Genomic DNA, 24,173 nt, shown 5'->3' on the forward strand with positions numbered 1-24,173 from the left:
ATGTTTGGTAAATTAAGTTGGGAAGCGGTCCCATTCCACGAGCCGATCGTGATGGTGACCATCGCCATGATCGCGCTGGGTGGTCTGGCGCTGTTTGCGGCAATCACCTACTTCAAGAAGTGGACCTACCTGTGGACCGAGTGGCTGACGTCGGTCGACCACAAGAAAATCGGCGTGATGTACATCATCGTCGCCATGGTCATGCTGCTGCGTGGTTTTGCCGACGCCATCATGATGCGTACCCAGTTGGCCATGGCCACCGAGGGTTCGCCTGGCTACCTGCCGCCTGAACACTATGACCAGATCTTCACCGCCCACGGTGTGATCATGATCATCTTCATGGCGATGCCTTTCTTCACCGGCCTGATGAACCTGGCAGTGCCGCTGCAGATCGGTGCGCGTGACGTTGCGTTCCCGTTCCTCAACTCCCTGAGCTTCTGGCTGCTGGTTTCCGGCGTCGTGCTGATCAACCTGTCCCTGGGCGTCGGCGAATTCGCCAAGACCGGTTGGGTTGCCTATCCGCCATTGTCGGGGCTGCAATACAGTCCGGGCGTGGGGATGGATTACTACATCTGGGCGCTACAGCTATCCGGGCTGGGTACGACGCTGACGGGGGTCAACTTCCTGGCCACCGTGCTGAAAATGCGTACCCCAGGCATGAAGCTGATGGACATGCCGATCTTCACCTGGACCTGCACCTGGGCCAACGTCCTGATCGTGGCTTCGTTCCCGATCCTGACCGCTACCCTGGCCCTGCTGACGCTTGACCGTTACATGGATTTCCACATTTTCACCAATGAACTTGGTGGCAATCCAATGATGTACGTGAACCTGTTCTGGGCATGGGGTCACCCTGAGGTGTACATCCTGATCCTGCCAGCGTTCGGTATCTTCTCCGAAGTGATCTCGACCTTTACCGGCAAGCGCCTGTTCGGTCACCACTCGATGGTCTACGCCTCGGGCGCGATCTCCGTACTGGGCTTCATGGTCTGGCTGCACCACTTCTTCACCATGGGTTCGGGGGCCAGCGTCAACGCCTTCTTCGGCCTGGCGACGATGCTGATTTCGATCCCGACGGGGGTGAAGCTATTCAACTGGCTGTTCACCATCTATCACGGCCGCCTGCGCTTCACCAGCCAGGTTCTGTGGACCCTGGGCTTCATGGTGACCTTCGCCATCGGCGGCATGACCGGTGTACTGCTGGCCATCCCGGGTGCTGACTTCGTGCTGCACAACAGCCTGTTCGTGATCGCGCACTTCCACAACGTGATCATCGGTGGTGCGGTATTCGGCTACATCGCTGGCTTCAGCTTCTACTTCCCGAAAGCGTTCGGCTTCAAGCTGCACGAAGGCTGGGGCAAGGCTGCATTCTGGTTCTGGATCACCGGCTTCTTCGTCGCGTTCATGCCGCTCTACGCACTGGGCTTCATGGGCATGACCCGTCGTCTGAACGCCACTACCAACCCTGAGTGGGTGCCGTACCTGTACGTGGCCATGTTCGGTGCGGTGATGATCGCTGTCGGTATTGCCTGCCAGTTGATCCAGCTGTACGTGAGTATCCGTGACCGCAAGCAAAACGCCTGCGACTCCGGCGACCCATGGAATGCACACACCCTGGAATGGTCGACCTCGTCGCCACCGCCGTTCTACAACTTCGCCGTGCTGCCTAAGGCCGAGACCATCGATCCGTTCACCGAAGCCAAGGAAAACGGTACTGCGTACCAGCGTCCTGTGCGCTACGAGCCGATCCACATGCCGAACAACACCGCCACTGGCGTGGTGATGGGCGCGCTGTTGACGGTCTTCGGTTTCGCGATGATCTGGCACATCTGGTGGCTGGCCATCGCAAGCCTGGCTGGCACCGTGATCTATTTCGTGATCCACGCGGCTCGTGATGATCAAGGCTACATGGTGCCGGTCGACGTGATCGAGCGCATCGAAGCCGAGCAGCACGCTCGCCTGGTAGCCGAGAAGAAGATTCCGGCCAACCGTGTTGAAACCTCGTTGGAACAGGCTTAAACCATGTCGAACTTAGTGACCAATGCTGGACACGCCCATGTCGATGACCATGGGCACGATGACCATCACCACGACTCGGGCGAGATGACCGTATACGGTTTCTGGCTCTACCTGATGACCGACTGCATCCTGTTTGCATCGATCTTCGCGGTGTACGCGGTACTGGTAAACAACGTAGCGGGTGGCCCGTCGGGCCACGACATCTTCGAACTGAATTACGTACTGGGCGAAACCGCCTTGCTGCTGTTCAGTTCGATCACCTACGGCTTCGCCATGCTGGCGTTCTTCCGTGGCAACAAGGCGGGCGTGCTGAAGTGGTTGGGCCTGACCTTCCTGCTCGGCCTTGGCTTTATCGCCATGGAGATCAACGAGTTCCACCTGCTGATCTCCGAAGGCTACGGCCCTAGCCGTTCCGGCTTCCTGTCGGCGTTCTTCACCCTGGTCGGTACCCACGGTCTGCACGTCACCGCCGGTCTGATCTGGATGGCGATCATGATGTACCAGGTCAACAAGCATGGCCTGACGTCGACCAACAAGACCCGCCTGAGCTGCCTGAGCCTGTTCTGGCACTTCCTGGACGTGGTCTGGATCTGCGTCTTCACCGTTGTCTACTTGATGGGGACTCTGTAATGGCTAATGCACACTCCCATGACAGCCATGATGCGAGCCACGGCAGCGTAAAGTCTTACGCTATCGGCTTCATCCTGTCGGTGATCCTGACGATCATCCCGTTCGGCCTGGTGATGTACCCAACCTTGCCGAAGGCCACGACACTGGCCATCGTGCTGTTGTTCGCGGTGATCCAGGTGGTTGTCCACCTGTATTACTTCCTGCACCTGGATCGCTCCCAGGCCCAGCGCAACAACGTGATTGCGTTTGTGTTCACGGCCATTGTGATCCTGCTGCTGGTCGGCCTGTCGTTGTGGATCATGTTCAGCATCCACACCTACATGATGGCGAAGTGAGGTAAGACCCGATGTCGCTCAAGCACTTTATCCAAATCACCAAACCGGGGATCATTTTCGGTAACGTGCTTTCTGTGGCAGGCGGTTTCTTCCTGGCCTCCAAGGGGCATGTCGATCTGGCCATCTTCCTGGCGGCAATGATCGGCACTTCCCTTGTTGTGGCATCCGGTTGCGTGTTCAACAACTGCATCGACCGTGACATCGATATCAAGATGGAACGCACCAAGAATCGTGTGCTGGTCCAGGGCCTGATCTCCCTGAAACTGGCACTGATCTTCGCGACCGTCCTCGGTGTTGCCGGCGTGGCATTGCTGTACACGGTGGCCAATCCGCTGGCGGCGTTGTTTGCCGTGATCGGCTTTGTCATCTACGTCGGCCTCTACAGCCTGTACCTCAAGCGCAAGTCGGTTCACGGCACGCTGGTGGGCAGCCTGTCGGGGGCGATGCCGCCGGTGATTGGTTATGTCGCTGTGACCAATAGCTTCGACATGGCTGCGCTGGTGCTGCTGGTGATGTTCAGCCTGTGGCAGATGCCGCACTCCTACGCCATTGCGATCTTCCGTTTCAACGATTACCTGGCGGCTTCGATTCCGGTATTGCCGGTCAAGCGCGGCATCCAGGTGGCGAAGAAACACATCCTGCTCTACATCCTGGCCTTCCTTGTGGCGACCTTGATGTTGACCTTCAGTGGCTACGCCGGCATGAGCTACCTCGCCGTCGCCGCGGCCATGGGCATGTACTGGTTGTACATGGCCTGGACCGGCTACAAGGCGGTGGATGACACTGTCTGGGCGCGCAAGTTGTTCGTCTTCTCGATCTTCACCATCACGGCCTTGAGCGTGATGATGTCCCTGGATTTCCAGGTGCCGAAAGAGTTGCTGCTGACTTACGCCCACTGAGTTGGGATGCAATGAAAAGCCCCGCCTTCGAGAGAAGCGCGGGGCTTTTTTGTGGGGGTGGTTTGGTATGAGTACATATCCATTTCTGCGGTAACGGCGGCCTAGGGTTCCGCCCTGACGGCGGCTCACTTTGGAAAAGCCCCAAAGTAAGCAAAGGGCTCTTGCCCCACCACTCGGTGCCTCGCCTAGGCTCGGCATGCCCGCAGTCAGGCATTGCTCCGTGGGCCCGCCGCGATCGGCCATCCATGGCCGTGTCGCGGCTACCCCGGCATCCTGCCGGGGTGCCCACTGCGCAATACCTGCCTGCGGCCATCGTGGTTTAACGGGGCGCCTGAGATCAAAAGCAACAGCAAAACCAGAGCGCGGAGCTGCTTACCTGTGGGAGCGGGCTTGCTCGCGAAAGCGGTGTATCAATCAACAAATAAGTGACTGACACTGCGCATTCGCGAGCAAGCCCGCTCCCACATTTAGAGGGGGTAGGGCTTATTGCTGGGCGATGCTGTAACCGTCAAACGCAGTCTGCTGTTGCAGCGCGGTGACGATGCTCTTGCGCGTCAAAGGCTGCTCGACACCGGAGTTATCCACAAAGCTCTCACTCTCAAGCTCCGCTTCATCCCCTTCGCCCACAAAGCTGAACCCCAAAAACTCCAGCGCCTCGCGGTCGACATTGAGCTTGGAGCGCGGCGTGCGCAGCGGCAGGGTTACGCTGACCCCGTCCTTGCTGATCACAAACACTTCCAATTCCTTCTTCGCCCGCGCGGCCTTGCCCTTGCCGGCGCTCGGGTTGCTGATGGCCTGGTGGGTCTGGTTCAGCACCTTGAGTGCCAGGCCATACACCAGTTCCTGGAACTCGGGGTCGTCCTTGAAGCTGGACAGGATGCGGCTGATCGAAAACTTGCTGCTCAGGTCTTCCAGGGCGGCGTTGTCGGCCGCTTCGGCGTCCTTGAGCTGTTTGAGCTGGCCCATCAGGTCGTAGGCCTGGTCATCGTCGAAGGCGTCGTGGGCCTGGCGGATGGCGATGCGCAATTCGCGGATCTGGTCGCTTTCCTTGGAGGTATGGAACGCGTCCAGCACCATTTCACTGATGTTCTTGGCCGCTGGCACATGCTGTGAAAGATTGATGGCGTTTTCGTATTCAGCTTTGGATTGCAAGGTGACTACGGATTCTTCAGTACGGGAATCGGACATTGAAATTTCACTACTTCTGTAAGCGGGGAGACGAAAAAGCGTCGGGCATTTTCAAGGGCCAGGGTAGCAAGGTCAAGGCGGCACTCTGCCTTCATCGTCATCCGCGTCTACAGGCCCTGTATCTCTTGCAGTTGTGTCTCCAGCCGCTCCCGCAGCTCGCTGCCACGTCGGGCGATGAACACCAGTTGCGATGAATCCTGCGCATGCTCGCCGCCGGCCAGGGTGAACTGGCTGCGGTTGCCCACATGTTGCAACCAGAAGGGTTGGTCGTTGCCCTGTAAATGCACCAGGCCTTTGAGGCGGAACAAATCCTTGGGCAGTTGCCCCAGCCAATCGCGCAGGGCTTTGGCCGGCAGGGCCTGGGTGCCCTGCCAGGTCCAGCTTTCGAACAGTTCGTGGTGCGGCGCCGGCACCGGCGTCAGGCCGTTGCGTGGGTTGCGTTCGCCCAGCAGCAGGGCGTCGGGGATCTGCGCCTGGACGGTACTGATCACCCGCGTACGCGCTCCGATCTCGGTGCGCAGGCGCTGCAGTTCGGCGGCGCTGACCAGGTCGGCCTTGTTCAGCAGCACCAGGTCGGCACACGCCACCTGGGCCCTGGACAAGCGCGCGAATTCACCTTCCAGGGTGCTGTAGCCGCTGGCGTCCACCAGGGTGATCACCGTATCCAGGTACAGGTGCGCCTTGAGTTGTGGATAACCCAGGGTTTGTACAATGCGTTGCGGGTCGGACACGCCGCTGCACTCGATCACGATCCGATCCAGGCGTGGGCGCATCTGGTTCAGGCTCACCAGTTGCGCCAGCAGGTCCTCTTGCACGGTGCAGCAGATGCAGCCGTTCTGCAGGCTGAACACGGCGTCGGTGACTTCGGCGATGATCGCCGCATCGATATTCAGCTCGCCGAAGTCATTGACGATCACCGCCATGCGCCCATGTTGCGGCTGCTGGGCGATACGGTTGAGCAGGGTGGTCTTGCCGGCGCCGAGAAAACCCGAGACTACCGTGACCGCAATACGCTCGCTATTCATTCGATCACCGGCGGCAGGCCTTGCCACACGGCTTGCAGCGCCGTGCCTTCAAAAGTGTTGAGGCGGTCGTACACCGGCCGCCCATCGACCAGGGTCAGCAGCACCTGGGTCTGGTGGATGTAGTTGCGCGCGGGCTGGGCGAAGAGGTCGCGGTCGATCACGATCAGGTCGGCGCACTTGCCCACCTCCAGGCTGCCGGTGGAGTGCTCCAGGCCCATGGCGTGGGCGCCGTTGAGGGTCGCCACTTGCAGTGCCTGCTCCAGGGTGATCGGCTCGCCGAAGCAGTCCGGTTCCTGGTTCCAGGGGTTTTGCCGGGTGACCATGGTTTCCAGGGCCAACCACGGGTCAATCGAGGCCACCGGCCAGTCGGTGCCCATCACCGCCAGGCCGCCTTCGGCCAGCACGCCTTTGAAGTCGTAGATGCGCTTGAGGCGCTCGGCGCCGTAACCGGAGCGGGCGCCGCTGGCAAACGGCGTCGGGTACCAGGCAGCCGGGGAGAACTCGGCGATCACGTTCAGCGCCTTGAAGCGCTTGAGATTGCCCGGATGTAGCAGGGTGCTGTGGGCACATTGGTGACGAATGCCGCTGTCACCGTTGACCCGCCGCGCCTCGGCTACCGCATCGAGAAATACATCGGAAGCGCCGTCGCCGGTGCAATGGGCGATCACCCGCAGGCCGCGCCGGTCCATGTCCACCACCATGTCGGTGATATGTTCCGGGGTCAGGTTGAGCTTGCCGCGCCAGGTGGAGTCGGCTGCCCAGGGGGTCATCAGGTACGAAGACTTGGGCTCCACGGTGCCGTCGAAGTGGAACTTCACCGCGTTGGCGTTCAGCCGCGCGCTGCGATAGTAGTGACGCTCGCCGCCGAGCAATTCCCAGCGCCGGCGCACCGGGAAGATATCGTCCTGCCAACTGATCGCGGCTTCCACGCGCAGGCTCAATTCGCCCGCATCGTCCAGCTCCTTGAGGGCGTCCAGGCGTCGCTCGCAGACGTGAACATACTTGGTCGCGGTAACGCCACGCGAGCTCTGGAAATGCACGCCGTCGCGATAGGCCCGGCGCAGCACCGCCACCGGGGTCGGCGGCATGGCCGCGTGGATCAGCGCGTAGGCACCGTCGATCATCAGGCCGTTGGGCTCGCCGCTGAGTTCGTCGCGCTCCATATAGCCGTTGCGCGGGTCGGCGGTGTGGCGGTCGATGCCGGCCAGTTTCAAGGCGCAGGAGTTGACCATCATAGTCCCCCACATACGGTCCAGCAGCGCCACCGGGCGGTCCGGCATGATGCTGTCGAGCCACTCGCGCCCTGGGGTCAGGCCGGCTTCGCGGAAGGTATAGCGCACCCAGTACTGGCCGTAGATCCAGCCATCGCCTGGGTGGGCATCGGCGTAGGCGTGGATCGCCGCCGCCAGTTGTTCGGGGGTGGGATCTTCGATGCCCACGTCCAGGTCATCGCTGTAGCGTGGCGCCAGGGCGAGGTCCGGATGGGTGTGCATGTCGTGCAGGCCGGGCATGCAGAATGCGCCCAGCAGGTCATGCTGGCGGGTCTGCGGGCCGATCAGGTGTTGCAGGTCGGCGAGTGTGCCGACTGCGATAAAACGTCCCCCGCGAATCGCCACCGCGTCGGCCCATGGCTGGGCCGGGTCGAGGGTGTAGAAACGGCCGTGGTGCAACACCAGGTCAGCGTGCTCGCCGACAACGGAGTGGGTGGAAGTGAATTGGTCGGAAGCGGTCACGGGGGAAACCTCAATATTCAGAAGCGGCGACGATCAAAGGGTGGGAGCTGGCTTGCCTGCGATGGCATCACCGCGGTGTGCCTGTGGGACCGAGTTGCCCGCATCGCGAGCAAGCTCGCTCCCACATAAAACTCAGCGGTTGGCGCGCAGGCCCTCGACAAACCCGGAAATCCGCTGGCAAGCGTCTTTGAGGGTGTCGTCGGCGACGGTAAAGGAGATGCGCACAAAGCCTTCGGCACTGGCGCCAAACGCCTGGGCATCGAGCACCGACACCCCGGTGGCGCGGAACAGCTGCCAGGCAAAGTCCATGCTCGACAGCCCCGTGCGGCGCACGTCCACCAGCATGAACATCCCGGCCTGCGGTACCCGGCAATCAAGGTCGGCGATGTCACCCAGACCGGCCACCACCAGGTCACGCCGGCGGCGATACACGGTGCGCGCGTCGCTCACCACCTCGTCATCCAGTTCCAGGGCCTTGATCGCCGCTTCCTGGATAAACCCCGGCAAGCCATAGAGCATGCACAGCAGCAGGTTATCCAGGTGGCCCACCAATGCGGTCGGCGCCACCACCCAGCCCACGCGCCAGCCGGTCATGGCGTGGGTTTTCGACAGGCTGTTGAGCACCACGGTGCGCTCGGCCATGCCCGGCAGCGAGGCGATGCTCAGGTGCGGCTGGTCGTAAGTGATCTGGCCGTAGACCTCATCGGAAATCACCCACAAGTCATGCTCGCGGGCGACTTCCGCCACCAACTCCAGCTCTTCACGGCTGTAGACGTTCCCGGTGGGGTTGCACGGCGTGGCCAGGGCAATGCCCCGGGTCTTGGCGCTAATGGCTTTTTCCAGGGCCGCGCGGGTCAGGCGAAAGCCGTTGGCCGCCGGTTGCTCGATGGTCGCGATGCGCGCACCGGAGGCGTGGATGCACGCCTCATAGGTCAGGTACATCGGCTCCGGCACCAGCACTTCGTCGCCATGGCTGAACAGGCACAACGAGGTGGCGAACAGGCCGTTTTGCGCACCGGCCACCAGGGCCACGTTATCGGCGTGTACGGCGATGCCTTGCAGACGGCTTTGCTTGGCCGCAATCGCCTCGCGCAGGGCCGGTCGGCCGAGGACGTGGGTGTAATGGGTGTCGCCGGCGCGCAGGGCGTCGACGGCGGTTTCGCAGATGGCACTGGCGGTGGCGAAGTCGGGATCGCCGACGCTCAACACAATCACATCTTCGCCACGGCCACGGGCTTCGACGGCCGCGTAGTGAATATCCCAGGCGCTGACGGACTCGCCACTAATGCGCTCGACAAACGGTGAATAACGCATCCTTGTTCTCCTAAAATTGATTCAAGCCTGGCGCTGCGGGACTTTGCCCCAGCGCGAGAAGACGTGTTCGATCACGAACGCCAGGACAATGTAGATCACCGCCACCGCCAACAGGGGCTCATACACCCGCAGCGTCTGTGCCCGCACCAGGTTGGCGGCGCCGAGCAGGTCGGTGACGGCCACGGTGGAGGCCAGCGCAGTCGCCTTGAGCAGCAGCACGGTTTCGCCCACCAGCGTCGGCTTGACCAACTCCAGGGCCCGTGGCAACCAGACCCGGCGCAGCACCATCAGGCGCTTCATGCCAAACGCCCGCGCCGCTTCCAGTTCGCCCCGTGGCACGGCGCGCAGGGCACCGCGCAGTACTTCGCCGACATAGGCGCCGACACACAAAATCAGCGCCAGGGCCACGTACCAGAAACCTTCACGCAAGTACGGCCAGAGGAAGCTGCCGCGAATCAGCGGGTAGCTGGCAAACACGCTGCCCACGCCGTAATACAGGATGTAGATCTGCACCAGCAGCGGCGTGCCCCGGAATACTGCGGTATAGGCGCGCAACGGCCCGCTGATCAGTGGGTTGGACGACAAGCGCCCCAACGCCACCAGCACCGCCAGCAAGAAGCCAAACACCCCGGACAAGGCCAGCAACTTCAGGGTGATGCCCAGGCCGTGCAGCAGTTCGTTGCCAAAACTGTTGATCCATGAAAAGTCCATCGGCTGCGCTCCTTAGTGCTGCGGCATCCAGCGGTTGATCCGTCGCTCGAACACCCGGAAGGCGCCGTTGGAAATCAGGGTGATGATGAAATACACCGCCGCCACCGCCAGGTAGAACACCAGGTAATGCTTGGTGGAACCGGCCGCCTGTTTGCCCACCGAGAGCAACTCGCTGTAGCCGACGATGCTGATCAGCGCGCTGTCCTTGACCAGCACCAGCCACAGGTTTGACAGGCCGGCCATGGCAAACGGCAACATGCTCGGCAGCAACACCCGGCGCACCAGCAGCCAGCGCTCGATGCCAAAGGCCCGCGCCGCTTCCAGTTGGCCCACGGGAATGGCCTGGATCGCGCCGCGAATGATCTCTGCCGAATACGCGCCCTGGACGATGCCCAGCACCAGCACGGCGGCGATAAAACCGTTGACCGTCACGCTCTCGCGGCCCATGGCGGCCATCGCCATGTTCAGCAGGTCGGTGCCGGCGTAATACAGCAGCAAAATCAGCAGCAGCTCCGGCACCGCGCGGTACAGCGTGGTGTACAGGTTGGCCAGGCGCACCATCCAGCGTGGGCCCTTGAGCTTGATCATGGCCACCAGCAGGCCGATGCCCAGGCCCAGCACAAATGCCCCGGCGGAAATCTGCAAGGTCACCACCGCCCCCTGGAGCAGGGCGTTGAGCCAGCCATCGGCGACGAACAGCTGGGTGAGTTCGGACAAAGAAATCATGGCGCGTTCCGTTGGACGTTATTGCGCGGAAATATCGACGCTGAAATAGCGGCTGCGAATTTTGTCGTAGGTGCCGTCAGCCTTGAGCGCCGCCAGTGCGGTGTTGAGCTGCTCGCGCAGGCTGTCGTCACCCTTGCGCACAGCGGCACCGATGCCGGACCCAAACAGCGGGTCTTTGGGCGCCAGGCCCTTGTCGGCCAGGCCGCTGCCGGCATCAGACTTGAGCATCGGCTCGATGGTCAGCGCGTCTGCGAGCATCACGTCGATCCGCCCGCTTTGCAGGTCGGCGGTCATGTCGTCCTGGGTGTTGTAGTAGCGCAGGGTCGAGCCCTTGGCGTAGTAGGCCTTGAGGTAAGTGGCGTTGGAGGTCGAGCCCTGCACGCCGATCAGCTTGCCCTTGAGGCCTTCGGGGGTGGTGACCAGCTCCAGGCTTTTGTCGGCGACCCACATGGCCGGGGTCTGGTAGTACGGGGCGGTAAAGGCGATGACCTTTTCGCGCTCCTCGGTGATGCTCAGGGAGTTGAGGATCACGTCGATCTGGCTCGATTGCAGCGCCGGGATCAAACCGTCCCAGGACACTTCCTTGAGCGGGCACTGGGCTTGCAGGCGTTCGCACAGGGCCTTGATCAGGTCCGGCTCGAAGCCGCTCCAGGCGCCATTGCCGGCTTTTTCGGAGAACGGCGGGTAGGGTTCCAGGGCGATGCCGAAGACGATTTTCTCGGCGGCAATTGCACTGTGGGACAGCACGGCGAGCACGCAGCCGGCGGCGAGGGATTTCAGAGAGTTATGCATGGCTTGACCCTTTCGAAGTTATTGTTTTGAAGGATGGAAGCGGCAGTTCAAACGCGATTGTCCTGGGCCATGACGAACTGGCGGCAACGCTCGCTGGTGGGGTTGTGGAAGACTTGTTGGGGCGTGCCTTCTTCTTCAACCAACCCTTGGTGCAAAAACATGACCTTGCTCGATACATCGCGGGCAAACGCCATTTCGTGGGTGACGAGGATCATGGTGCGGCCTTCTTCGGCGATGCCCTGGATCACCTTCAGCACTTCGCCGACCAGTTCCGGGTCGAGGGCCGAGGTGGGTTCATCCATCAGCAACACGCGCGGGCGCATGGCCAGGGCGCGGGCGATGGCCACGCGCTGTTGCTGGCCGCCGGACAGGAAGGCGGGGAAGGTATCGCGCTTGCTGGCCAGGCCGACTTTTTCCAGCAGGTGCTCGGCGTGGGCGATGGCGTCCTTGCGGTCTTCACCCAACACATACACCGGTGCTTCGATGACATTTTCCAGCACGGTGCGGTGGGGCCACAGGTTGAAGCTCTGGAACACCATGCCCAGTTGCGTGCGCAGGCGTGCCACCTGGTCAGGATCGGCGATCAGCGGGTTGCCGGCGCGGTCCTTTTTCAGGCGCACTTCTTCGCCGTTGATGCGCAGGCTGCCGCTGCAGGGGATTTCCAGGAGGTTGATGCAACGCAGCAGGGTGCTTTTGCCCGAACCGCTGGAGCCGATCAGCGACACCACATCGCCTTCATTGGCGCGCAGGGAAATGCCTTTGAGAACATGGTGCGCGGCATAGCTCTTGTGCAAAGCATCGATGGCGACCACCGGGGTGACTGGGTTCAAGGGTTTTCCCTCTTTATTTTTGTAAATTGATCAACCTGGACACCGCCCCCTGTAGGAGCTGGCTTGCCAGCGAAAAACGCCAGAACACCGCATTTATCCAGAATGCCCACGTCATCGCTGACGACCATCGCCGGCCAGTCTTGGAATGCCGTGATGCAGGTCGAGAATAGCCACTGGCCACTTGAGGTCAATCGAGCATTTTTCGCTCGATATTGAAATTTAATTCAACTGTCCCGCGCGCCGGCGGCTATGTCTCAGGCGCGATTGCGGCTATGGTGCGGGTATCTTTGAGCAGGTGAACATCCATGCGTTACCCCTCCATGACCGCCTTGCGGGCGCTGGACGCGGTGGCCCGGCTGGGCAGCGTGTCCGAGGCCGCGACCGAGCTGAACCTCACCCCCAGCGCCATCAGCCACCAGATCAAGAGCCTGGAACAGACCCTGGGTTTTGCCCTGACTGAGCGCACCGGGCGCAATATCCGCATCACCTGGCAGGGCGAGCGCTATGCCCGGGATATCCACGGGCTGCTGGCCAATATCCTCGAGGCCGGGCAGCGTTTCGATGGCCAGCAGGTCAGCGGGCGCCTGTGTATCAGCAGCCCGGCGGGGTTTGCCACCTATTGGTTGTGCACCCATATCGCCGACTTCCAGGCACTTTATCCACAGGTCGAACTGCACCTGATTTCTCCGCGCACCCCGGACGACACCAGCGACCACGGCGCCGACCTGTTTATCGCCTACGGCATGGGCGACTGGCCCAACCAGCATGTGCAGAAGATCGTCTCGCTGCGCTACTTCCCGGTGTGCAGCCCGCGCCTGGTCAACACCATGGGCGGCCTGAAGAACCCGGAACACCTGGCCGGTGCGCCGTTGCTGCATATGATCGACTACTCCGACTGGCGCGTTTGGCTGGCCGCCGCCGGGGCGCCGAATGTGGACGTGCAGCGCGGCATCGTGTTTGCCGATGCGCACTTTGTGCAGTCGGCGTGCATCGCCAGCCAGGGTATCGCCATGGGCGACAACCTGATCAGCGGCGAGGCCCTGGCCAGGGGCTTGCTGGTGCGGCCGTTCGAGACCGAGATTGAGTCCAACCGTGGCTATTACCTGGTGGCCGATCACCAGAAAGTCGAGCGCCCGGTGGTACAGGCATTTGGCGAGTGGGTGAAATCGCAGCTGGGTGGCGGGCTTTGACGCGCGGCAATCCGTGAATTTTTTTTGCCAATGGCCGGTAAATTTTTTGCTTGTCCGCCCTCCGAGCGCGCCCTAAGGTCTGGCCAATCGACACAGAACAATAAGAAGGAAATGAGCAATGACCACCTGCGCCCAGTCCCTGGTTCGCCTGCTGGAAGGTTATGGGGTAGATACCGTGTTCGGCATCCCCGGCGTGCACACCGTCGAGCTCTATCGCGGCCTGCACGGCAGCCGCCTGCGCCATGTCAGCCCGCGCCATGAGCAGGGCGCCGGCTTTATGGCCGACGGCTACGCCCGCGCCAGCGGCAAGCCGGGGGTGTGTTTCATCATCACCGGCCCCGGCATGACCAATATTCTGACCGCCATGGGCCAGGCCTATGCCGACTCGGTGCCGATGCTGGTGATTTCCACCACCAACCGCCGCGAACACCTGCGCCTGGGCCACGGGCACCTGCACGAGCTGCCGGATCAGCGCGCGATGGTCGCTGGTGTGTGTGCGTTCAGCCATACCCTGCAATCGCCGGAGCAATTGCCGGAATTGCTGGCCCGCGCCTTCGCCGTGTTCAAGTGCGCCCGCCCACGTCCGGTGCATCTGGAAATCCCCCTGGATGTGCTGGACATGCCCGCCATCGACCTCAACCTGATGCCCCGCAGCCTGCCAGGCGCCCCGGCTCCGGCGCCGGCCTCGCTGCGGGCGGCGTTGAGCCTGCTCAATGAGGCGCGGCGGCCGCTGATCCTCGCTGGCGGCGGCGCCCGTGATTGCGCCGAAGTCTTGCAGCAACTGGCCGAACGCCTGCAAGCGCCGGTGGCCCTGACCACCAATGCTCGTGGCTTGCTGCCCATGGGCCACCCGTTGTTGCTGGACGGCGTGCAGTCTTCCAGGCACGGCCGCTCGTTGTTTGACGAGGCCGATGTGATCCTCGCCGTGGGCACTGAACTGGGAGAGACCGACTACGACTTCTTCGGCCTTGGCCCACTGAAATTCAAGGCGCCGCTGATCCGCCTGGATATCGACCCGATGCAAGTCATGGGCGTGCAACGCGCCCATGTCGGGCTGGTGGGCGATGCCCGCGAAGGGTTGCAGGCGCTGCTGGATGAGGTCCGTCCGCCGGCGCCGAGCGGGCGTTGGGCGCAGGACAGCGTGCAGCGCGTCAACCGCCTGGAGCGCGAGACGTGGAATGCCAAGCAGCAGGGGCTGCAAGGCTTGCTGGACCTGCTGCGCGACAGCCTGGTCGACCCGCTGATCGTCGGCGATTCGACCCAGCCGGTGTACCAGGGCGCGGTGGGCTACCAGGCCCCGGCTGCCAACAGTTGGTTTAATGCCGGAACCGGCTACGGCACCCTCGGCTACGGATTGCCAGCGGCAATCGGCGCCAAGCTGGCCAAGCCCGAGCGATCGGTGGTGGCGCTGGTGGGCGATGGCGGCCTGCAGTTTGCCAGCAACGAACTGATCGCGGCCCGCGAGGCCGGCATCGGCGTGATCCTGGTGGTGTGGAACAACCAGTGCTACGGCGAGATCCGGGACTATATGCAGGCCCGGGAAATCACGCCGCTGGGGGTGGATATCCTGACCCCGGACTTTGCCGCGATGGCCCGCAGTTGCCACGTCGCCCACCACATGGCCGACACGCCACAGGCCTTGCACGCGTTGTTGCAAAGCCTGGCCGCCACCCCTCAGCCGGTGATGATCGAACTCGACGCTGCGCACTACCTGCAAAACGCCTGAAGCGCTTCGGCCCTGATCCATATCAACGGGCCACCATCGAAAATCCGCTACAACACAACCGGGGCTTACCCAGCCCCGGTTATCCGCCTGATGACCTCATAAAAACGAAGACAAAACCTGTACCCAGGGGCCAACCCCCAGGCCAGGTTATTAAAGGAATAATGCGATGGCCCTTTCTCTGTCACGTTTGGCCTTGATGGGGGCGACGCTGTGTCTTGCGCTTCCCCTGCACGCCAACGAACCCGCCAAACCCGATACCGAACTGATCGCCCAGGGCAAATACGTTGCCCAACTGGGTGACTGCATCGCCTGCCACACCGCCAAGCAAGGCGCCGAGATGGCGGGTGGCCTGGAGCTGAACACGCCCATGGGCACCATCTACTCCAGCAACATCACCCCGGACCGTGAGACCGGGATTGGTCAATACAGCTTCGAACAGTTCGACCGCGTGATGCGCGAAGGCGTGACACCGGCCGGCATGAACCTGTACCCGGCGATGCCGTATCCGTCCTACGCGAAGATGAGCGAAGAGGACATGCGGGCCCTGTTCGCCTACCTGATGCAAGCCGTCGAGCCGGTGAAAAAGGTCAACCTTGAGGCAGACATGGGCTTCCCGTTCAACCAGCGCTGGGGCCTGGCGTTGTGGAATTTCATGTTCCTCGACAAACAACCGTTCCAGCCCGACCCGGCCCGGGATGCAGTGCTCAACCGCGGCGCCTATCTGGTCCAGGGCCTCGGCCACTGCGGCTCGTGCCATACCCCGCGGGGTATCGCCTTCCAGGAAAAAGCCATGAGCGACACCGGCAGCGGCGGCGAGCACTACCTGGGCGGGGAAACCGTCGAACACTGGCGTGCCTTGAGCCTGCGTAACCTGTGGACGGTGCCAGACACCGTGCAGTTGCTCAAGACCGGGCAGAACCGCTTTGCCACCGTGTCGGGCAACATGGTGGACGTGATCCGTCACAGCACCCAGCACTTCACGGATGCCGACCTGACGGCCATTGCGACGTATCTCAAATCCCTGCCACCGGGCAAGGACGACTTGCCGATGCCGGCTGTCGCCAAAGGCCCTGTCGAACTGCCCAAGGACTTGTTCACCAGCCGGGGCGGCCTGGGCTATATGCAGTTTTGCAGCGATTGCCACCGCAGCGACGGCGCGGGCGTGAAGGGCCTGTTCCCGGCATTGGCCGGCAACGCCGGCGTGGTGGCCAGCAACCCGACCTCGCTGCTGCACATCACCCTCACCGGTTGGGAAACCGCCGAGACCGCCGCCCATCCCCGGGTCTACACCATGCCGGGCTTCGCACGCCTGGGGAATAACGAAGTAGCGGAAATCCTCACCTTTGTGCGCACGCGCTGGGGTAACGAAGGCACGCCAATCAGCACCGCCCAGGTGAAGAAAATGCGTGACCAGCTCAACCCGGTCAGCACCGACTCCTCGGCGTTCGAGACGCCGCGCCTGGCCAACCTGCTGGCGGCGCCGAATGCCGACCAGGTGGTACGCGGCATGCGCCTGCACCTGCAAACCAAGGAACTGCTGCCCGAGAATGTCGGCAACTCGCTGAACTGCACCAGTTGCCATCTCAACGCTGGCACTGTGGCTGATGGTTCGCCGTTCGTGGGTGTGTCGGCATTCTTCCCCAGCTACGCCCCGCGTGCTGGCAAGGTGGTGAGCCTGGAAGAGCGCATCAACGGTTGCTTCCGCCGCTCGATGAATGGCAAGCCCGTGCCACCACAATCGGCGGACATGCAGGCGATGGTGGCGTACTTCGACTGGATGAAAAACAACACCAAGCCCGAGGACAAAGTCCCCGGCCGTGGCGTAGGCAAGATCGACCCGGCCATCAAGCCCGACCTGGCCAATGGCGAGCAGGTCTACGCCAAGCAATGCGCGGTGTGCCACGGCAACGACGGCGAGGGCCTGGCCCGCGCCGACGGCAGCCTGGTGTACCCACCGTTGTGGGGCGATCAGTCCTTCAACATCGGCGCCGGCATGGCCCGCACCTACACGGCGGCAGCGTTCGTCAAACGCAACATGCCGATCGGCTTCCACGAGAAATTCCCGCTGGGCCAGGGCGGCTTGTCGGACCAGGAAGCGGTAGACGTCGCTGCCTACTTCTCACAAAAACCACGCCCGGACTTCCCGGACAAGGTGAAGGACTGGCCGAACGGCGGTAAGCCGGTGGACGCGCGTTACTGATCTGGGCTCCTACAGTCTGGTGTAGTGCGGACTGTCGGAGCCTGTGCGCGGTTACTGTGAAACCCGGTCCTTGCCCGCTGCCTTGGACCGGTACAGCGCCTGGTCTGCCCGGGCCATCAGGTTGGTGGGGGGCTCGTCAGGGAGGCGTTGCGCCAGCCCCAGGCTCAAGGTCACCTTGAAATCGCCCACGGGGGGGATGTCGTGAATGGCCTGGCGGATGCGCTCGGCCAGCTTCCTGGCGGTTTCCATGGTGCTTTTGGGCAGGACCACCATGAACTCATCGCCTCCCCAGCGCGCGAGCAGGTCGCCCTGGCGCACGCAGTGTTCCAGGCGTTCGACCACCCGCAACAGCGTGGCATCACCTACGGCGTGACCGTGCTGGTCGTTGATGGGCTTGAAATCATCGACATCCATGGCAATCACCGCCAACGGCAGGCGAAACCGCTGGGCGCGCTCGCACTCCTCGAACAGGACTTTTTCCAGGCGATAGCGGTTGGCAATCCGGGTCAAGGTATCGCGCTCGGCCAGGGAGCGGTTTTCGTCCAGTTGCAACTGCAGTTGCTGGTTGACCCGCGACAGTTCGCGGGTGCGTTCGGCTACCAGCGCTTCAAGGGATTGGTTGCGCCGCTCTAGCTGTTCCAGGGAACGTTTGCGTTGATGAATGCTGCGGTGGGCGCCGACCATGCGCCACACCGAGCCATCGGGGTTGTGGGCGATGATGTAGCCTCGGTCTTCGATCCACAACCAGGTGCCGTCTTTTTTGCGACAGCGATATTCGGCCTGATAAAGGGGGGTGCGACTGTTGATGTAGTCGTCGAAGAGTTTCATCACATGGGGGTAATCGTCGGGGTGGATCACGCTTTCCCAGGTGAAAACCGTGTTTTCCAGGGAGTGGTGATCGTAGCCCAGCATTTCGTACCAGCCGGGGTTGCGATAGACAAACCCGGTGTTGGCATCCCAGTCCCAGATTCCATCGCTGACCAGTTCCATGATGGCATGGACCAGGTCGGCGTTGACGTCGAAAAGCTCACTTTTCAACGGATCAAAATCGGATGTATCGCCCATCTGCGCGCTCCCTGCGAGGATGCTGGCTCACTGTGGCCAGTCAGGTGTTAACGCCGATACTCCGTGGCTGCGCGTACTGTACAACGAGGTTTGCCGGCTTAGAAGGGGCGATGAAAGTGTGGCTAAACGCCATTATTGGCGCCGGCTGGGCTATTGCGGTTCCAGCATGCGCGTGGGTGGCGTCCCGTTGGCGTTGTGCTGGTAAATCGCCTCGGGCTGGCCCTGCTCGTTGAAAAACACCTGGCCAATGCCCGCACTGTTCCACAGGCGTTCGCCGGCTTCGGCATGTGCCGGGATGTACGGCACCACCTGCATGCGGCGACGGCGGGTGAGCCAGTTCAGGGGCGAACGGGGTGAGTACAGCCAGCGATTGAGGCGATCGAACCATTCCAGCAGGCGCGGCGGGAATTGGTTCTTGATGCCACTGCTGGTGATCTGCCAGATGTGCGGCCCGGCATTACGCTGGCGGATCAGTACTTTGTAGACGAACGAGTAATGCACATCCCCCGACAGAATCACGTAGTTACCCGGGGTTCGGGAGTGGCGGAAGATATTCAGGATCACCTGCGCGGCGCCCCGGTGGGCCATCCAGTTTTCTGCATCGACCAACAGTGGGTAGCCGCACCAACTGAAGACTTTCTGCACCGTCTCGATCAGCTTGACGCCGAAGATCGGCGCGGGCGATACGATGATCGCCGAAGGGTGGTCGAGCAGTTCCTGTTGCAGCTCGCTCAAGGCTTCCCAGTCCAGCAGGCCGGAGGGTTGCTTGAGCGTGGATTCGCTGCGCCAGCGCCGTGTGCGGGTGTCGATGACCACCAGCGCCGGGGTGGTGGGCAGCACGTAGTGCCACTGCTGGAACTTCAGGAGGTCTTCGAGCAACTGGTCCTGGGCGGGCGCGGACAAATGGTTGGCGTGGTCCTGGGCAGTTGCCGCCAGGGCCAGGGTTTTTTCCACGAGTTGGGCGAAGGCATCGGGGTTATTGCCCCAGCCCTGGCAGAGCATATAGGCGAGCAGCGCGTTGCCGATGATGCGCTTGGAGAACGGGTGGCCATAGGCGGTCTGTTCCCATTGGGCGCTGAGGTTCCAGTCATCGGTGATGTCGTGATCATCGAAGATCATCAGGCATGGCACATGGGCGAACACCCGTGCCACTCCACCCAGGCCGTCGCGAAACTTATCCACAGGCACCTGCTCGCGGGCGTAGCGCTCCTGTTCCTTGGGCGTGAGCCCGCTGGGAGGTTGTGCGGCGATCAGGGTCCAGGGTGTCGGCGACCAGGCCAGCAGGTACATCGCCACGAGTTCGGCAAAAGTCACCAGGTGGTTGTCGGCGGTGCTGCTGGTGAAGATGGGTTTTTTCACCCCGCCAAAAAAGCGTTCGCGCAGGGTCTCGTTGCTTTCCAGGGCCGGCAGCAGGTCCGCGCGATGGTAGTAGCTGGCGGGGTGGTCGTAGAGCGTGGTGCTGTCGTCCACCACGGCGCCATCGAGGTGCTCGTCGAACAGGCCCAGGCGCGCAATCAGCCCATGGATGGCGCGCAGCATCGGCCCGGCCACATCGTCGGCGTACACCTGGTCGCCACTCATCATCAGCAGGGCTGGGCGCTGGGCCAGGCTGCGGTTTGCGGCCAGCAGGCGATCGGCACAAAGCAGGCCTTCATCGGCGTAATGGTGCGGTTTGCGGCAAGAGCCGTGCAGCAACTGGTGGATACGGCTGTGCAGGATGAAATCCGGGGTCTTGGCACCTGGGTACAGCAGGTGCGGGGCCCATTGGATGATACCGGCTCCATCATTGATCAGCAGGTCGTAGCTGATGGGGACGTCCTGGGGCAGCGGCGTGGCCAGCGGTACATCGATCAGGTGGATAAAGGCTGCGCGGCCCACGGGGATCACCTGGCAGCGGGTGGCGTCGAGTTCAATATCCAGAACGCATGGGTGCTGGTCCTGGCTGAACTGCAGCCGCAGGGTCAATGCCAGCGCGCGACTGCCCACCAGCCACAACACCAGGCGCCCCGGCTCCAGGCGGCGCAACAGGGGGCCGGCGAGGACGGCGGGCAAAGTCTCGGGTTGCAGCATGAAAACATGGCTCTGTGCGGGATTGGACTGGCTAGGTTAACGCAGTGGATGTCGGTGTTTTGTCAAAGCAACCAACACCTGTAGGAGCCGGCAAGCCGGCGCCTGCAAAACGGTCAGCACAAGCCCGCCACCTTGGGTACGGTAAAGCGAAACTCGCTGCCTCGCCCCAGTTCGCTTTCGGCCTCGATCCGCCCGCCGTGGGCCTGGACGATGCCCTGGCTGATGTACAAGCCCAGGCCAGTGCCCGTCGGGTTGTTTTCGCCCTTGGTCCAATAGCGGTCAAACACGTGGGGCAGTTGGTCAGGGGCTATGCCTTCACCGGAGTCGCGCACCGCAAATACAATCTCCTCGCCATTGCTCATCGCCGAAATCCCGATATTGCCCAGGCGTGGGGTGAACTTGATGGCGTTGCCGATCAGGTTCGACAGCACCTGGAACAGGCGCTCCGGGTCGGCATTGATTTGCAGGCCGGGTTCGGCGTTGAACGACAGGTCGACGCCCTTTGCCAGAGCCAGGGGCGCGAGCAGCGCATAGGCCTCTTCAAAGATCTGGCTGACCTCCAGTCGCACGGGCCTGACGGTGTAGCGACCGGCCTCGATCTTGGAGGTGTCGAGCAAATCTTCGAGCAACACATTCATGCGTCCGGCGGCTTGCTGCATGGTGTCGATGGCCGAGGAAATACGCCGCGAAGAATGGGTGCCATCGGAGCTGAAGGCCTTTTGCATCATGCCGCAGAGCATCGAAATGATGGTCATCGGGTTGCGCAGGTCGTGGGACACCACTGCCACCAATTCATCACGGGCACGCACTGCCTGCTGCTCGCGCAGGACCTGGCGTGACAGGTCGTTTTCCAGGGCTGAACGGCGCAGGTCGTTGGCGGCAAAACGGTCGCCGTGGCTCCACTTGGTGGAGATGCCGGCCATTTCCACTTTCCAGATTTCAAACGAGGTGCGTGGGCGCAGGCGCAGGCCCGTGTCGGATTTTTCCAGGGCCAACGGTTTCTTCGGGTCGCCACTCCACTGGATGTTCTCTTTGACTTCCGGACGGAACCACAGCACGCCATTGTCCACCGGCTTGGGCAGGCTCATGGCGAGGACGCCGCTGGCCACTGGCTGGTAGTCCGCCGCCGGCGGGTAGAGCGCTGACAGGTGGTGGCTGGCAAACACCGGTTGCCCGGTTTCCTGTAGCCATTTGTGCAGCGAGCGGATCTGCGCCGGCTCCGGGCAGTGGCCGTAGCGGTGCAATTGCTGGCCGTCAATGATCGCCACGCCACCGGCCTGCACCAGGTCCATCAACACTTGCGGGTATTGGGCCAGGCCATCGAACACATTGTCGGTGGCAGCGTTCATCGCCTGGTTGAGCACGCCCAGTGCCGCGACCTTTTCCTCGCGCTGGCGGCTGGTGTCCAGGGCTTCCATGGCGCTGATCTGCAACGACAGCACCTGGCCGATGGTCTGGCAGGTGGTGCGCAAGTCGTTGGGCACGTGCAGTGGCGTGCGGTTGCCGCAACTGATCAGGCCCCACAGCTTGTCGCCCTTCATCAGGGAAATGCTCATGGACGACAGCACGCCCATGTTCTTCATGTATTGGCAGTGGATCGGCGACACGCTGCGCAGGGTCGAGAAACTCAAGTCCAAGGGTTGCCCGGTGTCCGGGCGTAGCTTGGGCAGCAGTGGCACCGGCTCGTAGTCGGCATTGGGGATGATCCGCAGCCAGTTGGTGCGGTACAGCTCGCGGGCCTGTTCCGGGATGTCGGACGCCGGGAAGAACAGGCCGTTGAACAGTTCCATGGACGGCGCGGATGCTTCAGCGATGACCTGGCCGTGGCCTTCCTCTTCGAAGCGATAAATCAGCACCCGGTCGTAGCCCGTCATGGCCTGGATTTCACTGACGCTGATTTCGTACAAGGCTTGCAGGGTTTTCGCCGACTGCAAACGTTGCAACATCTTGCCCAGGTTGCTGGTGCGGCCATTCTGGGGCTTGGGCTGGAAATGCTTGTGCAACGGCTCGAACTCCAGCACCAGCACGCCCTGGTGGCGATGCAGCAGGCCCTCGAACTCGGCACCGTTGAGTGTGACGTGCAGCGCCGGGGCGTCGATGAAACTGGATTGGCTGGCCATCTGCTGCACGAGGTTGGCATTTTCCGCTCCCAGCAGCGTGTCCAGTGTCTGGCCGAGCAAGGCATCGGGCTGGTGATTGAACAGGCTGGCGACGTTGGCACTGACCTGCACGATCTGCAGGTCCGGTTCGCGCAGGGTCAGCAGCACGCCATGGGGCTGGATCGCGCCGGGAAAACGAATGGGCTCGTCGGCGCAGTTGGCAAGTAATTCTTCAAAATCCTGGGGTTTCACAGCAATACCTCCTGGCCGTCGAGCCATTGCTCAAAGCAGCGGAATGTCGAGCAGGCCGCGTCCACCGCCTGCTGACGGCCGAGGTCGTCCAGCGGGACGTGGCCCAAATAGTCGAGAAAATCTTTCCAGCGCCGACCGGTCTCGGCACCGTATACATTGAGAAAGGCCCCGCCGTTGCTGGCGTCCAGCGCCAGGCGTTGGGCCATCTCCCGGCGCAGCACCTGGCCGCCGAGGGTCGCGCCTTCCAGCACATACAGCGCCCCCAGGCAGGCGGCCGGTGTGTCGAGGCGGGGTAGCGCAGGGCAGACGGGCAACCCGGCAATTGCCTGGTTGGCCAAGCCCAAGGCGTTCAGGTCGGTGTGCAAGGTCGGCGTCTTTACCCGCAGGGCCTGGTCGAATCCCACGGGAATCAAGCCACTGTCGTACAGTCCCAATTCCATTGGGCGGTAAAAACCGTAGTAAGCCTCAAGCAATCGCAGATACCAGCCGGCATCCAGTTGTGCAGAAAAGAACGGCAAGCGCTTTTCCAGGGCCACGTGTAGCAAACCTGTGCCTGAACGCAGGGCTTCAAGCAGGGAGGGCACACCAACGTCATGGGCCTGTGGATGCATTCAATAAGCTCGAGCTGGTGGGCCAGGGCAGGCCATGGCTGGCGCGTGGATAAGGGTGGGGCGCAATTCTATACAACCTATAGTCTTTATCTGATGGGATGTATTGATAAATCTGACATTGGCGTCAGAAATATCAAAACTTACCCAAAGAAAGACCTCACGGCTTAGCGCGAAGTTCGATTGTGTAGGTGTCGCGATGCCATTAGTGCAGGGAAGGGCCCTGTTCCAGGGCGGTTTGCACGCAGTGCAGCAGCCTTTCGGTGCTCCATGGCTTGGGCAGGAACTTCACCGTATTGCCCAACTGCGCCGCCATCACCGTATTGCCCGACGTCAGCACGACGGGCAAGGACGGCCAGCGATGGGCCACCACCTTGCTCAGGTCATAGCCATTGAGCAGGCCGGGCATCTGGATATCGCTGACAATCAGGTCCACCGGGTCACTGGTGCGCTCGAGGAAAATCATCCCTTCATCGGCTGAAGAAAAAGACGTCACCACCGCGCCGAACTCCTCCAGCACATCCACCATCAACGAGCGAATGATCTCGTCGTCTTCCAATACCAATATCGATGGCTGAGCCATGATCACTACTCCACCATCCGGGTTGAGTAAGGTGGAGTGGGCTGTCAGCGGATAGGTTCGATTGGATGTTTTTTATTCGATGGGTGGTCATTTGATCGTATTAGATGGCGCGATAAACCGCCGTTGCTTGCGGATTACGCGCGGGATAAGCCAGGATGTGCAGCGCGAAAATTCACCG

Annotated in this window: 20 protein-coding genes; 7 read left to right on the plus strand and 13 right to left on the minus strand. The window is 62.1% G+C overall.

The genetic code is table 11. The annotated features are described in order from the left end of the window. Genes cyoB through cyoE form a run of 4 tightly spaced genes read left to right on the plus strand, consistent with a single transcriptional unit; the run spans position 1 to position 3,883 of the window. A complete protein-coding gene (gene cyoB / locus AC19YY_RS27820; RefSeq protein WP_057444528.1) occupies positions 1 to 2,019 on the plus strand; it encodes a cytochrome o ubiquinol oxidase subunit I in 2,019 nt (672 codons plus the stop codon). Between the two features lie 3 nt (positions 2,020 to 2,022). Continuing rightward, positions 2,023 to 2,649 (plus strand): cytochrome o ubiquinol oxidase subunit III, encoded by a 627-nt coding sequence (gene cyoC, locus AC19YY_RS27825; RefSeq protein WP_038446230.1) that lies wholly within the window; start codon positions 2,023 to 2,025, stop codon positions 2,647 to 2,649. Then, a complete protein-coding gene (cyoD, locus tag AC19YY_RS27830) occupies positions 2,649 to 2,984 on the plus strand; it encodes a cytochrome o ubiquinol oxidase subunit IV (protein ID WP_029300215.1) in 336 nt (111 codons plus the stop codon). Before cyoC ends, cyoD begins: the two co-directional genes overlap by 1 nt. Positions 2,985 to 2,995: 11 nt before the next feature. Beyond that, a complete protein-coding gene (gene cyoE / locus AC19YY_RS27835; protein ID WP_029300217.1) occupies positions 2,996 to 3,883 on the plus strand; it encodes a heme o synthase in 888 nt (295 codons plus the stop codon). A 483-nt stretch (positions 3,884 to 4,366) separates the two neighbouring features. Here cyoE and AC19YY_RS27840 read toward each other — a convergent pair whose 3' ends face one another. The 8 genes from AC19YY_RS27840 to AC19YY_RS27875 all read right to left on the minus strand — a co-directional run bounded on the left by AC19YY_RS27840 (position 4,367) and on the right by AC19YY_RS27875 (position 12,202). Next, positions 4,367 to 5,071, minus strand: coding sequence for a hypothetical protein (locus tag AC19YY_RS27840; protein ID WP_500605154.1), 705 nt, complete (start codon positions 5,069 to 5,071; stop codon positions 4,367 to 4,369). Between the two features lie 107 nt (positions 5,072 to 5,178). Further along, positions 5,179 to 6,096: a CobW family GTP-binding protein gene (locus tag AC19YY_RS27845; protein ID WP_500605155.1), complete on the minus strand. Its 918-nt coding sequence runs from the start codon at positions 6,094 to 6,096 to the stop codon at positions 5,179 to 5,181. Then, positions 6,093 to 7,829: an amidohydrolase family protein gene (locus AC19YY_RS27850; RefSeq protein ID WP_169956224.1), complete on the minus strand. Its 1,737-nt coding sequence runs from the start codon at positions 7,827 to 7,829 to the stop codon at positions 6,093 to 6,095. The genes AC19YY_RS27845 and AC19YY_RS27850 overlap by 4 nt, the downstream gene beginning before the upstream one ends. Positions 7,830 to 7,961: 132 nt before the next feature. Then, complete coding sequence (locus tag AC19YY_RS27855; protein ID WP_500605156.1) at positions 7,962 to 9,143, minus strand: pyridoxal phosphate-dependent aminotransferase; 1,182 nt, start codon at positions 9,141 to 9,143, stop codon at positions 7,962 to 7,964. Positions 9,144 to 9,164: 21 nt separating this feature from the next. After that, positions 9,165 to 9,854: an ABC transporter permease gene (locus AC19YY_RS27860; RefSeq protein ID WP_057437876.1), complete on the minus strand. Its 690-nt coding sequence runs from the start codon at positions 9,852 to 9,854 to the stop codon at positions 9,165 to 9,167. A gap of 12 nt (positions 9,855 to 9,866) precedes the next feature. Next, positions 9,867 to 10,580, minus strand: a complete 714-nt coding sequence (locus AC19YY_RS27865; RefSeq protein ID WP_169902072.1) for an ABC transporter permease — start codon at positions 10,578 to 10,580, stop codon at positions 9,867 to 9,869. An 18-nt stretch (positions 10,581 to 10,598) separates the two neighbouring features. Next, a complete protein-coding gene (locus AC19YY_RS27870) occupies positions 10,599 to 11,372 on the minus strand; it encodes a transporter substrate-binding domain-containing protein (RefSeq protein WP_169956230.1) in 774 nt (257 codons plus the stop codon). Positions 11,373 to 11,419: 47 nt separating this feature from the next. Beyond that, entirely contained in the window at positions 11,420 to 12,202 is a 783-nt protein-coding gene (locus AC19YY_RS27875) for an ABC transporter ATP-binding protein (RefSeq protein ID WP_076962773.1), read from the minus strand. A gap of 305 nt (positions 12,203 to 12,507) precedes the next feature. Between AC19YY_RS27875 and AC19YY_RS27880 the strand changes: the two genes are divergently transcribed. The 3 genes from AC19YY_RS27880 to AC19YY_RS27890 all read left to right on the plus strand — a co-directional run bounded on the left by AC19YY_RS27880 (position 12,508) and on the right by AC19YY_RS27890 (position 17,318). Next, positions 12,508 to 13,392 (plus strand): LysR substrate-binding domain-containing protein, encoded by an 885-nt coding sequence (locus AC19YY_RS27880; protein ID WP_029300234.1) that lies wholly within the window; start codon positions 12,508 to 12,510, stop codon positions 13,390 to 13,392. A gap of 118 nt (positions 13,393 to 13,510) precedes the next feature. After that, positions 13,511 to 15,118 carry a 5-guanidino-2-oxopentanoate decarboxylase gene (locus AC19YY_RS27885; protein ID WP_500605157.1) on the plus strand — a complete coding sequence of 536 codons (1,608 nt, stop codon included), beginning with the start codon at positions 13,511 to 13,513 and terminating at the stop codon, positions 15,116 to 15,118. 166 nt (positions 15,119 to 15,284) lie between these two features. Further along, positions 15,285 to 17,318 (plus strand): c-type cytochrome, encoded by a 2,034-nt coding sequence (locus AC19YY_RS27890; RefSeq protein WP_500605158.1) that lies wholly within the window; start codon positions 15,285 to 15,287, stop codon positions 17,316 to 17,318. A 51-nt stretch (positions 17,319 to 17,369) separates the two neighbouring features. On the opposite strand, the gene AC19YY_RS27895 is transcribed toward AC19YY_RS27890, so the two are convergent. The 5 genes from AC19YY_RS27895 to AC19YY_RS27915 form a co-directional block, all read right to left on the minus strand. After that, positions 17,370 to 18,383, minus strand: coding sequence for a sensor domain-containing diguanylate cyclase (locus AC19YY_RS27895; protein WP_500605159.1), 1,014 nt, complete (start codon positions 18,381 to 18,383; stop codon positions 17,370 to 17,372). A 150-nt stretch (positions 18,384 to 18,533) separates the two neighbouring features. Next, the gene (locus AC19YY_RS27900) at positions 18,534 to 20,453 is read right to left on the minus strand and encodes an alkaline phosphatase D family protein (protein WP_432755079.1); all 1,920 of its coding nucleotides are present in this window, start codon (positions 20,451 to 20,453) and stop codon (positions 18,534 to 18,536) included. A gap of 113 nt (positions 20,454 to 20,566) precedes the next feature. After that, entirely contained in the window at positions 20,567 to 22,804 is a 2,238-nt protein-coding gene (locus tag AC19YY_RS27905; RefSeq protein WP_432755080.1) for an ATP-binding protein, read from the minus strand. Beyond that, positions 22,801 to 23,415 carry a biliverdin-producing heme oxygenase gene (locus AC19YY_RS27910; protein ID WP_500605160.1) on the minus strand — a complete coding sequence of 205 codons (615 nt, stop codon included), beginning with the start codon at positions 23,413 to 23,415 and terminating at the stop codon, positions 22,801 to 22,803. The genes AC19YY_RS27905 and AC19YY_RS27910 overlap by 4 nt, the downstream gene beginning before the upstream one ends. 202 nt (positions 23,416 to 23,617) lie before the next feature. Beyond that, positions 23,618 to 23,995, minus strand: a complete 378-nt coding sequence (locus AC19YY_RS27915) for a response regulator (RefSeq protein WP_170042986.1) — start codon at positions 23,993 to 23,995, stop codon at positions 23,618 to 23,620. Between the last annotated feature and the right edge of the window lie 178 nt (positions 23,996 to 24,173).

Source organism: Pseudomonas sp. MF09156 (assembly GCF_059862305.1).

Coding starts and splice junctions, on each gene's coding strand:
- cyoB (WP_057444528.1), top strand. CDS start 1: ATGTTTGGTAAATTAAGTTGGGAAGCGGTCCCATTCCACGAGCCGATC.
- cyoC (WP_038446230.1), top strand. CDS start 2,023: ATGTCGAACTTAGTGACCAATGCTGGACACGCCCATGTCGATGACCAT.
- cyoD (WP_029300215.1), top strand. CDS start 2,649: ATGGCTAATGCACACTCCCATGACAGCCATGATGCGAGCCACGGCAGC.
- cyoE (WP_029300217.1), top strand. CDS start 2,996: ATGTCGCTCAAGCACTTTATCCAAATCACCAAACCGGGGATCATTTTC.
- AC19YY_RS27840 (WP_500605154.1), bottom strand. CDS start 5,071: ATGTCCGATTCCCGTACTGAAGAATCCGTAGTCACCTTGCAATCCAAA.
- AC19YY_RS27845 (WP_500605155.1), bottom strand. CDS start 6,096: ATGAATAGCGAGCGTATTGCGGTCACGGTAGTCTCGGGTTTTCTCGGC.
- AC19YY_RS27855 (WP_500605156.1), bottom strand. CDS start 9,143: ATGCGTTATTCACCGTTTGTCGAGCGCATTAGTGGCGAGTCCGTCAGC.
- AC19YY_RS27860 (WP_057437876.1), bottom strand. CDS start 9,854: ATGGACTTTTCATGGATCAACAGTTTTGGCAACGAACTGCTGCACGGC.
- AC19YY_RS27865 (WP_169902072.1), bottom strand. CDS start 10,580: ATGATTTCTTTGTCCGAACTCACCCAGCTGTTCGTCGCCGATGGCTGG.
- AC19YY_RS27870 (WP_169956230.1), bottom strand. CDS start 11,372: ATGCATAACTCTCTGAAATCCCTCGCCGCCGGCTGCGTGCTCGCCGTG.
- AC19YY_RS27880 (WP_029300234.1), top strand. CDS start 12,508: ATGCGTTACCCCTCCATGACCGCCTTGCGGGCGCTGGACGCGGTGGCC.
- AC19YY_RS27885 (WP_500605157.1), top strand. CDS start 13,511: ATGACCACCTGCGCCCAGTCCCTGGTTCGCCTGCTGGAAGGTTATGGG.
- AC19YY_RS27890 (WP_500605158.1), top strand. CDS start 15,285: ATGGCCCTTTCTCTGTCACGTTTGGCCTTGATGGGGGCGACGCTGTGT.
- AC19YY_RS27895 (WP_500605159.1), bottom strand. CDS start 18,383: ATGGGCGATACATCCGATTTTGATCCGTTGAAAAGTGAGCTTTTCGAC.
- AC19YY_RS27900 (WP_432755079.1), bottom strand. CDS start 20,453: ATGCTGCAACCCGAGACTTTGCCCGCCGTCCTCGCCGGCCCCCTGTTG.
- AC19YY_RS27910 (WP_500605160.1), bottom strand. CDS start 23,415: ATGCATCCACAGGCCCATGACGTTGGTGTGCCCTCCCTGCTTGAAGCC.
- AC19YY_RS27915 (WP_170042986.1), bottom strand. CDS start 23,995: ATGGCTCAGCCATCGATATTGGTATTGGAAGACGACGAGATCATTCGC.